Below are 10,000 nucleotides of genomic sequence, written 5' to 3' on the forward strand. Positions count from 1 at the left end.
GATACTGTTCTGCTTTGTTGAGCTGTGCGACAAACTCATGCAGATTACGAGGCATAGTGGCAGAGCCAAACCATTGTTGTTGTAACACTTTCGACAAATCTACCGGCGTCAAACCAGCGTCAGCCTGCAACAAGGCCACATTAAACTGCTCTGAACAGATTTCAGCCAGTGTCAGTATCAGTGTCGATTTACCGCTACCGCTTGAACCAACCAGTTGTAACCGGTCCGGCTGATTAAATTCCAGCTGCAACAACAAACGCTGAAGTAACTGACGCTGAGAGCCTAAAAGGCCGGAATACTGGGTTAAACGCTGTTGCAGAGCTTGTTTACTCATATGCTAAAGAGAGCCATTAGTTCTTGTTCGGTCACATCATCGACTATTGCACTTTGTCCCAGAGCTGTCGGAACAATAAAACGCATTTTGCCGGCCTGTACTTTTTTGTCTGTTTTCATATAGGGCATAAAGTCTGCAATCTTCATATGAGCTGGTGGAGTCACAGGTAAATCAAAAGCAGACAGCAGAGCTATAATACGATCCCGCTCTGTCGTGCTGACATCACCACGGCTCACGGCCAATTCTGTCGCCATCACCATGCCCACAGCGACAGCTTCACCATGCAGCCACTGTCCGTAACCCAAAAAGGCTTCAATTGCATGACCAAAAGTATGACCTAAATTTAATAGAGCCCGTTCGCCTTGTTCAGTTTCATCGCGACTAACAATATCAGCTTTCATCTGGCAACAATGACGAATCATGTCACCTAACACTTGTGGTTGCAATGCTCGGATAGCCTGCTGATTTTGTTCCAGCCAATGAAAAAAGGCCAGATCGCTAATCAACGCGTATTTAATAACTTCCGCCATACCAGCCGCAAATTCGGTCTTAGGTAAAGAACTTAAAACAGAGGTATTAATCAACACCAGATCAGGTTGCTTAAACGCACCTATCATGTTTTTCCCCAGCGGATGATTCACCGCTGTTTTACCACCAACTGAAGAATCGACCTGAGACAATAAGGTGGTAGGGACTTGCATAAAACGCACACCACGTTGGTAACAAGCAGCGACAAAACCAGTCAGATCACCTATTACTCCGCCCCCCAAAGCTACCAGTAAGACATCACGGTTGATTTTGTGCTCAAGTAAAAAGGACATCACCTGCTCAAAAGAGCTTAGCGTTTTGTGGGCTTCGCCATCGGGTAAGATAAAGGAGTGAACTGTTGAATCAGGGAATAACGCAGTGACGGCAGGCAAATACAGCCCTGCAACCACTGGATTAGAAACAATCACCACCTGACGGGCTTGAGGTAAAAATTCCGTCAGAGGCTGGCTAAATAACTGGGGGCTGATCAGGATAGGGTAGCTGCGCTCTCCAAGTTGTACTGCAACTTTTTGCATCCACAGCTCTCCTTAATATCCCTGAAAAGTTATCTCAAACTAGAAACCAAGTTGTTCAACGATTTGGTTGGCCACTGAACGGGCACTTTGCTCGTCTGTGCGCACTGTAAAATCAGCGATCTCTTCATACAGAGGATTACGCTCAGCCGCCAGACGTTCCAGCACCTCTTTTGGTGCTTCTTCGGTTTGTAACAACGGACGTCTTTTGTCACGTTGAGTACGGGCCACTTGTTTCTCAATAGGAGTTTCTAAATAAACCACTATGCCACGCGCGGATAAGCGGTTGCGGGTTTCTTTACTTAGCACTGAGCCACCACCAGTCGCCAGTACTATGCCTTGTAATTCTGTTAAGTCCGAGATCACGTTTTCTTCGCGAACACGGAATCCCTCTTCGCCTTCCAGATCAAATACCCAGGCTATATCTGCACCAGTGCGGCGTTCAATTTCCTGATCTGAGTCGTAGAATTCGAGATGAAGCATGTCTGCTAAATGACGGCCAATTGTACTTTTGCCTGCACCCATTGGGCCTACCAGGAAGATATTGCGTTTTTCTGCCATAGTTCGTAATGCTGCTGCGCTAACTTAGAAGGTTAATTTCAGGACCCGAAAGCTCCCACGAAAATTTGAAGCGGTGAATTATGTCAGTAATAGGCTTTGCTTGGCAAGCGAATTTTCTGCCGGAGCCAGCGTCAGCTCCGGCCTGTCTTCAGGTCCTGCTACAAGCTTTCGGTCAGGATTTTGGGCGTGACAAAAATCAATAATTCGGTTTTTTCATTAAAGTCATTACGCCGTTTAAATAAATTTCCAACGTAAGGAATATCACCAAAAACCGGCACCTTTGAGGTGGTATTGGTCATCTGCTGCTGATAGATGCCACCTAAGACTACTGTAGCGCCATTATCAACCAGCACCTGGGTCTGGATACGCTGTGTATCTATCGCCTGTGCCGGGCCATTCCCGGTCGATACAGTTTCACCACGTGTATCCTGAGTGATCTCCAGATCTAGGATAATTTTATTATCAGGCGTAATTTGTGGCGTCACTTCAAGGCTGAGTACCGCCTTTTTAAAGGTGACTGTGGTAGCACCACTGCTGGAGGCTTCTAAATAAGGAATTTCAGTTCCCTGCTCTATCCGGGCTTTTTTCTGATTGGCTGTGGTAATACGGGGGCTGGCGATAATTTCCCCCTTATTTTCCTGCTCCAGTGCCGAAAGTTCCAGATCCAGCAAAGTACCATCCGCAAATTTGGTGACATGAAAAGCTATACTGCCGGCAGGGTTCGCTACAGGTAAATTCACATTCCATCTGTCATTTAAAGCCGGCACTGTGCCGCCTGCCAGATTATTGGCGCCCGGCGCAGTACCAGACCAGGCTTTATCATTTTGCTGGTCGCTAAACCCCCAGCGTAAGCCAATTTCATCCCGTACATTATCTTTCACCGTCACCATACGTGATTCAATCAGTACTTGTTTGACAGGAACATCAAGCCGCCTTAATAAGCGCCTCACATTTTCAATAGTGGTGGCAGTGTCTTTTACTAGTAGGGTATTGGTCCTGTCATCTACAGCAACATTGCCCCGGGCTGACAATAAGGTCGCTTCTTTGTTGTTTAACAAGGCGGCAATATCTGCAGCTTTGGCATAATTGATCGGTAAAAACTCCGAGTTCAAAGGTTCCAGTTGTTCCACTTGTTGCTGTGCCTGCAACTCTTTTGCTTCGCGGGCTGCCAGCTCATCGGACGGCGCTATCATCAGAATATTACCGTCCATGCGTTTATCCAGGCCCCTTACTTTCAATACTATATCAAGTGCCTGATCCCAGGGGGTACCATCCAGGCGTAAGGTGATATTGCCTGTGACCGAATCGCTGGTCACTAAATTAAAACCGTTATAATCGGCAATAATCTGCAACACAGTGCGCACAGGAATATCCTGAAAATTCAAAGAAATAGCCCGCCCAACGTACTGACCAGCGGCTGCAGATTTAGTCTGTTCTGCCGATTTTTTTTGCACCACCAGATGAAAAACCTGATCAATTTGCTGGTAGCTGTAGCTGAAACTGTCCAGCGTATCAATCACCAGTCTGGCATTATCAGCCTCGCGGAAAGTCTCAATGCCCTTGACTACAGTAGCAAAATCCAACACATCCAGTTGATACAACAAATCATCGCTAATCCTGGTGTTGTGAAAATCAAGCTGGATCTGACCGTTTTGCTCAGTGACATCTACCGCAGCAGAGCTTTGTTGCAGAAACACCAGCACCCTGGCTTCACCTTGTTCGCCACGACGGAAGTCTATCGACTCAATTTCATTAATAAAGTCAGGGCTGTTTTGCTGTGCCCAGACGTGACAGGTCAGAATAAAACAACATAAAGCCAAAGCTTTACTGAAATGGAGGAGCCTGGAGCTTGGTATAGTTCTTGTCATAATTCCGATCGCTCAATTAGTTTCGGCAGGATCAGCAGAGGCGTCCAGCAATTGCAGTTTGCTGTTCCTCTGCACAGTGCAACCACTGCCATCAGGGATAAATTCTGTAATCTCAATATAGTCTGGCTTCACTGCAATCACCTTGCCATGAAATAAACCTAGTCTGTCGTTTACACCTATTCTGTGCATACTTTGATCAGAAGCTTCAATTAAAGCCCACAACTGATCAGCATGACCCAAAGTACCGCGCATTTTTAAATTATCTATAGCGTACTGTTCGAGCGCTTGTTTCTCTCGTTGGCTGTCAGGTTGAACGCAGCCAGGCTGATGCACAGGCTGCCGGTTATACATTTGCGGTGAAGGTAAACTAAAGGGACTGCGTAAATCCGAACTGGTATAAGGTAAATGCTCAAAATCCTTGATCGGAGGCAAAGGTGGAATGTTAGCACTGGTGTTGGCCTGAACTTCCGCCATAAATTGGCGGATATCCGTTGTATCATCAAAACAGCCAGTTAACGTGGTCACTATCACCAGCATAAAAGCAGCCTTTTTCATTTTTTCAGCTCCTTATACCTGTAAGTTTTGGCGACTACGCTAAAACTCTGATTGCCCTCTTCTCTGCTTTGGATCAAAAAGTCATGCAAACTGACAATACGGGGCAACTTAGCGATTTCACTGACAAAATTACCAATCTGGTGATAGTCCCCGATCACTTCAATCTGAATGGGCAGCTCGGTATAAAACTCTTTTTCAATTTCAGGCATCCAGTTAATTCGGACAAAAGTCAGTCCAACAGAAGTACCGGCAAAGGTAATATCATCCAGCATGCCTGGTGTTTCATGGGTGGCGGGTAATTGCTTTAACAGCACAGAAAAAGTCTTTTCCATGTCGTGCATTTGTTGGCGATACAACTCTAAATTAACAGCCTTCGCATATTTGCTCTGATAATCTGTTCTTAACTCCAATTCCTTTTGCTCTGCAGCCTCCAGATTAGTCACCTGAGCGTCGACCAAAAAGAAGTAACTAAGCAACATCACAAGAAAAGCAACCAGCAACGCCAGTCCCACTTTACCTGCCCTGGGCCATGCCCCCATATTGTTAAAATCAATTTCAGACAAATCTATGTCAGACAAGTTGATATTCAGGCTCATTTGCTTGCTCCTGCCTGAGGGCCGGTTTTAGCTTTGCCAGTTGGTTCCGGTGGTGGCGGTGGCGCTTCAGCCCCAACCAGACGCAAGTGCATTTTGAAGTCGCTCAACAAACCACTGTCTTCTTTACTGGCCTGAATAAATTCCAGCACAGGCTGAGTTAGCAAAGAAGACTGCTCTATGACCCTAAGCATGCCGGATAATCTGTTATTGGACTCGCTTTTACCCGTGATCAGTAATCTGTTGAATTTTTTATCCAAAGAAATCAGGTAAACACCAGCTGGCACAGTTTTGGCGACCTCATCCATAATTTGGGTGCCAAGATTTCTGCTACGCTGCAGTTGTTCTATCAGCGACATCCGCTGCTGCAAACCGGCCTTTTGCTTTTCCAACTCTCTGATTTGAGCGATACGCAGATCCAGAGCCTGGATTTCAGCTTCCAGCAAGGCATTCCGGCTGACTTGCCCTTCAACCCGCGCTTGATACAGCCAATACACCAGAAACATCAGTACAAAAGACAACACAGCAACTTGGGCTAATACAGTCAGATAATTTAGCTGTTGCTGTTTTCGCGCAGCTTCACGCCATGGCAGCAGATTTATTGATGCCATGGATTAAAACTCCTCAACGCCAAACCTGTAGCTATCATCAGACAAGGAGCCTTTTCAGTCAGCTCCTGACGATTCACTGTGGCAGCAATGTCCATATGGCGAAACGGATTCGCAACCACAGTCTGAATAGCCAATTCATCGCTGATCAACTTCTCTATGCCTTCGAGTAAACTGGTTCCACCGCTGACCAATAAGTAGTCAACCTGTTCCTTGCCGCTGGTGGTCAGGTACATCTGAATAGCACGGCGGATTTGTTGTAATAACATGGTCTGAAAAGGGGCGAGCACTTCAAAGCTGTAACTGGGTGGCAGATCCGCCAGAATTTTAGCCTGTTCTGCTTCTTCAAAAGTTTTGTTGTAGTAATTCATGATACTGCGACTGTAATGTTCACCACCAAAGGCAATATCCCTGGTATAGAGATTTTTATCGCCTTCAACTATGCTCAGCAGCGTCATAGTGGCTCCTATATCTAACACAGCTACAACTTTTTCTGCTGCATCTTCCGGCAATTGATCCAGACACAATTCAGCCGCTCTGCTTAAGGCTGAACTTTCTACGTCTATCACTTTAGCGGTAAAACCCGCAGACTCCAGCGCTGTCACTCTGGCCTGAACACTCTCAGTACGCGCAGCACTTAACAACACATTCACTTTAGTTGAGTCAGTCTGATTCGCTTCGAGACGTTCAAAATCTAAACTGACCTCGTTTAATGGGTAAGGAATTAAACTATCCGCTTCCAACTCAATCTGACGGGCCAATTCAGCGTCCGTTAAATTGGCATCCATAAAAATAACTTTACTGATCACCAAAGAACCAGACACAGCAGCTGCGGCATACTTGATTGATTTATCTATCTTTTTCCTGATGTTTAATAAGGCATGAGCAACCGCTTCGATATCCTGAATTTCACGATCCACCATTGTGCCTTTCAGCATAGGTTCTATTGCAAAGGCTTCTACTTTATAATGCTGGTTGTGTTGGCTTAACAACACAGCTTTGACAGCCTGAGAGCCAATATCGACCCCTAGCATTAAGGTTTTTTTTGTTTGAAACAGCTGCTTTAACATAGCGTCCCGTGCACAGGTCAATGATTTATATTGAACTTCTGTCATGAGCTTAGTCGTTTCATCCAAGATTGCGTAGGGAAGGCAAACAGCTTTTTGAAAAAAAACAGACTAGCAGTCCCGCTAGATCCAAATATATACATTGAGGTTAATCAGTGTCGTGGTTTAAAAAACTAATCATTCTGGTGATTGCAGGTATTTTTTCCGTTGTAGCTTTGGTTGCTGCAAGTTATTGGTATGTCAAAGATGACCTGCCAAGTGTAGCTACATTAAAAGATGTAAAGCTGCAGACCCCTATGCGTGTCTTTAGTCAGGACGGAGAACTTATTTCACAATTTGGCGAAAAACGTCGAATTCCGTTAAAGCTGGAAGAAATGCCGGATTTACTGATTAAAGCCGTGCTGGCCACTGAAGATAACCGCTTTTACGAACATCCGGGCATTGACGTAATAGGTATGTTCAGGGCCGCGACAGTAGTGGCCTTCAGTGGTGAGGCCAAGCAAGGTGCCAGTACTATTACGCAACAGCTGGCCCGCGTATTTTTTCTGAGTCGCGAAAAAAAGCTGATCCGTAAAATTAAAGAAATTTTCCTGGCCTTACGTATTGAACAAGAACTGACTAAAGACGAAATTCTGGAACTGTATTTAAATAAAATTGAGTTAGGTCAGCGCTCTTTTGGTGTAGGCGCTGCTGCGCAAGTTTATTTTGGCAAAAACATTCAGGATTTAACTTTATCTGAAATAGCCATTATCGCTGGCTTACCTCAAGGTCCTTCGATCCTGAACCCTGTGCGCTCACCAAGCCGAGCACGCGCACGCCGGAATATAGTGCTGGGCCGGATGCTCAATGAAGGCTACATCACTCAGGCTCAGTATGATGAAGCTTTGCAGGAACCAATTTTATCCAAGCTGCACGGAGCACAGATCACGGCTTCTGCCCCTTATATTGCCGAAATGGTGCGCCAGGAAGTGGTGGATAAATACGGCGAAGAAGAAGCCTATTCCAAAGGTTTTCAGGTGTTTACTACTGTAGACTCCAGATTGCAGGGCAAAGCAGTAGCTGCAGTGCAAAAAAACGTGGTGGGCTATGACGAGCGCCACGGCTACCGCGGTCCTGTAGCTACTTTGTGGCAAGCGACAGCTGAACCACAACCTGATGGCTCAGTAAAATTCGTAGAAAAAGATCGCCTAAGCGATGAAGCCATTCTGGCTTATCTGGATACACAAGATGGTTTGGAAGATTTAATTCCTGCGGTGATCACCGAAGTTACAGGTCAGCAAGCCGAAGCTATCTTGTCTGGTGGCCGCAAAATAACCCTGCCATGGCAAGGATTAAACTGGGCCAGGGCTTTTATTAGCCACGACAGACAAAGCCATGCCCCTAAAGCTGCGGCCGATGTGTTAGCACCTGGTATGCATGTGCTGGTTCGTCCTTCCGCTGGAGAGTGGCGTTTAGGCCAGATCCCAGGAGTAAGCGGCGCTATAGTGGCAATAAATCCAAAAGACGGTGCTATCCAGGCTTTAGTGGGTGGCTACAGTTTTGCCATGACACAGTTTAATCGCGCTACTCAGGCCAATCGCCAGGTCGGTTCAAATATTAAGCCATTTATTTATTCGGCTGCTTTAGAGTCCAAGCTGACGCTGGCGACTTTAATGAACGATGCTCCTATTCACGAGTGGGACGAAGGTGCCAATCAGGCGTGGCGCCCTAAAAACTCTCCAGAAGTCTATGACGGCGCTATCCGTATCCGTGAAGCTTTAGCTAAATCGAAAAACGTGGTGGCGGTGCGATTACTGCGTACTGTGGGTATAGAAAAAACCCGTCAACATCTGACAAAGTTTGGTTTCAGAGAAAAAGACTTACCTCATAGCGAAACTCTGGCGTTAGGTTCAGCGTCATTAACCCCGCTTGAACTGGCTACAGGTTACGCTGTATTCGCCAATGGTGGATATTTGGTGAAACCTTATGTCATTACCAAAATTCTGGATGATCAAAACAATCTGATTTTTGAACATGTCCCTGTGCCTGTTTGTACTGAATGTGAACAGCAGGACTTAGCGGCCAAAGCGGCCGCTGAACAGCAAGCAAAAGACGCTGCAGCCTTAGCCGAAACTGCCGATCCTGAAGCTCAACTTGAAGCTACTTTTGCGGCACAAACAGCAGCACCAGAAACAACTGTGGCCGCTGCACCGGCTTATGCTCCGCGGGTATTATCAGCTCAAAATGCGTTTTTAATTGCTGACGCTCTGAAAAGCTCCATCTGGGGGGGTGGAGACTGGAAAGCGGGTACTGGCTGGAATGGCACAGCTTACAAATTAAGAGAGCTGAAACGTCAGGACTTATCAGGTAAAACCGGTACAACCAATGATGTAAAAGATGCCTGGTTCTCCGGTTTCTCGCCTGAATTGGTGGTGACATCCTGGGTTGGATTTGATGATGCAGAGAGCAGACTCGGCAAAACGGCCTGGAATAACAATTTGGGTAAAGACCAGATAGCAGGCGGTGAGTCCGGAGCTAAAACTGCCTTACCTGCATGGCAGGATTTCATGGGCTTTGCGTTAAAAGACAAACCACAAATTTTTGTGCAGCCCCCTGTCGGTATCACTTCGGTCCGTATCGATCTGAAAACAGGTTTGCTGACTCAGGCAACAGACAATAGCAGTGGTTTTGAGTATTTTATTCAGGGTACCGAACCTAAAACCTATGTTAATTCCTCCGTACAGCAGCTGCCTACGCAGAATAACCAGCAACAGCAGGAAGAAATAGAGCTGTTCTGATAGCGAACACCAGCTAAAAAAAGGCCGCTTAGGCGGCCTTTTTATCACCAATAGCTACTGCGACCCAAACTAATTGGAGTTGCAGCCAGGCGACAAACAAGTAAGACCCCTGGAGACTATGTGACTGGGGCGAGCGCGAGCAGTCAACAACGCTGCGGCTTCAAGTAGGAAGGGGTCAAGGTCTGGCTGCGATGACTTCGATTTCTACCAACATCCCCTCTGCCACCAAACCGGCAATCTGCACAGCAGAACGGGCAGGTAAAGCGGGCTGCTCTTTAGTACCAAAATACTTTGTGTAGCCTTTCATAAAACCTGCGAAATCCATTTTGCCACCTAAAGCAGGATCGCCAACCAGAAAGACTGTCATTTTAATTACATCGCCCATACCCAGGCCTTTTTGCTTTAATGAGCTTTCAATCTGACTTAGCACGCTTAAGGTTTGCTCTTCTGTATTGCCCCAAAACTCCACACTCCCCTTGGCAGCTTTTGGATCTTTAGGCGCAGGCACCTTGCCACTTTCAAACACCAGTTTGTTCACTTCCACAGCACTGGCAATAGGAAAAGTACTGTTGTCTG

General features: G+C 46.3%; 10 protein-coding genes. 1 reads left to right on the forward strand and 9 read right to left on the reverse strand.

Going from position 1 to position 10,000, the window contains the following annotated elements; translation table 11 throughout:
- The 8 genes from LDL40_RS03585 to LDL40_RS03620 all read right to left on the reverse strand — a co-directional run.
- On the reverse strand, positions 1-334 hold a 334-nt coding region (locus LDL40_RS03585), incomplete at its 3' end, for a hypothetical protein (RefSeq protein WP_300993745.1).
- A complete protein-coding gene (aroB, locus tag LDL40_RS03590) occupies positions 331-1,398 on the reverse strand; it encodes a 3-dehydroquinate synthase (protein ID WP_300993746.1) in 1,068 nt (355 codons plus the stop codon). The genes aroB and LDL40_RS03585, both read right to left, overlap by 4 nt.
- 39 nt (positions 1,399-1,437) lie before the next feature.
- The gene (aroK, locus tag LDL40_RS03595) at positions 1,438-1,956 is read right to left on the reverse strand and encodes a shikimate kinase AroK (RefSeq protein ID WP_008900467.1); all 519 of its coding nucleotides are present in this window, start codon (positions 1,954-1,956) and stop codon (positions 1,438-1,440) included.
- 158 nt (positions 1,957-2,114) lie between these two features.
- A complete protein-coding gene (locus LDL40_RS03600; protein WP_300993747.1) occupies positions 2,115-3,824 on the reverse strand; it encodes a type IV pilus secretin PilQ in 1,710 nt (569 codons plus the stop codon).
- 12 nt (positions 3,825-3,836) lie between these two features.
- Positions 3,837-4,379, reverse strand: coding sequence for a pilus assembly protein PilP (locus LDL40_RS03605; protein ID WP_300993748.1), 543 nt, complete (start codon positions 4,377-4,379; stop codon positions 3,837-3,839).
- Positions 4,376-4,975, reverse strand: a complete 600-nt coding sequence (locus LDL40_RS03610; RefSeq protein ID WP_300993749.1) for a type 4a pilus biogenesis protein PilO — start codon at positions 4,973-4,975, stop codon at positions 4,376-4,378. The genes LDL40_RS03605 and LDL40_RS03610 overlap by 4 nt, the downstream gene beginning before the upstream one ends.
- Positions 4,972-5,583 carry a PilN domain-containing protein gene (locus LDL40_RS03615; protein ID WP_300993750.1) on the reverse strand — a complete coding sequence of 204 codons (612 nt, stop codon included), beginning with the start codon at positions 5,581-5,583 and terminating at the stop codon, positions 4,972-4,974. The genes LDL40_RS03610 and LDL40_RS03615 overlap by 4 nt, the downstream gene beginning before the upstream one ends.
- Positions 5,571-6,650: a pilus assembly protein PilM gene (locus tag LDL40_RS03620; RefSeq protein ID WP_300993751.1), complete on the reverse strand. Its 1,080-nt coding sequence runs from the start codon at positions 6,648-6,650 to the stop codon at positions 5,571-5,573. The genes LDL40_RS03615 and LDL40_RS03620 overlap by 13 nt, the downstream gene beginning before the upstream one ends.
- Positions 6,651-6,802: 152 nt before the next feature.
- On the opposite strand from LDL40_RS03620, the gene LDL40_RS03625 reads away from it, so the two are divergent.
- Positions 6,803-9,424 carry a penicillin-binding protein 1A gene (locus LDL40_RS03625; RefSeq protein ID WP_300993752.1) on the forward strand — a complete coding sequence of 874 codons (2,622 nt, stop codon included), beginning with the start codon at positions 6,803-6,805 and terminating at the stop codon, positions 9,422-9,424.
- Positions 9,425-9,599: 175 nt separating this feature from the next.
- Here LDL40_RS03625 and LDL40_RS03630 read toward each other — a convergent pair.
- Positions 9,600-10,000, reverse strand: a 401-nt coding sequence (locus LDL40_RS03630; RefSeq protein ID WP_300993753.1) for a RidA family protein, incomplete at its 5' end; no start/stop codon positions are given.

It is taken from the genome of Rheinheimera sp., assembly GCF_020217005.1.
Lineage (GTDB): Bacteria > Pseudomonadota > Gammaproteobacteria > Enterobacterales > Alteromonadaceae > Pararheinheimera.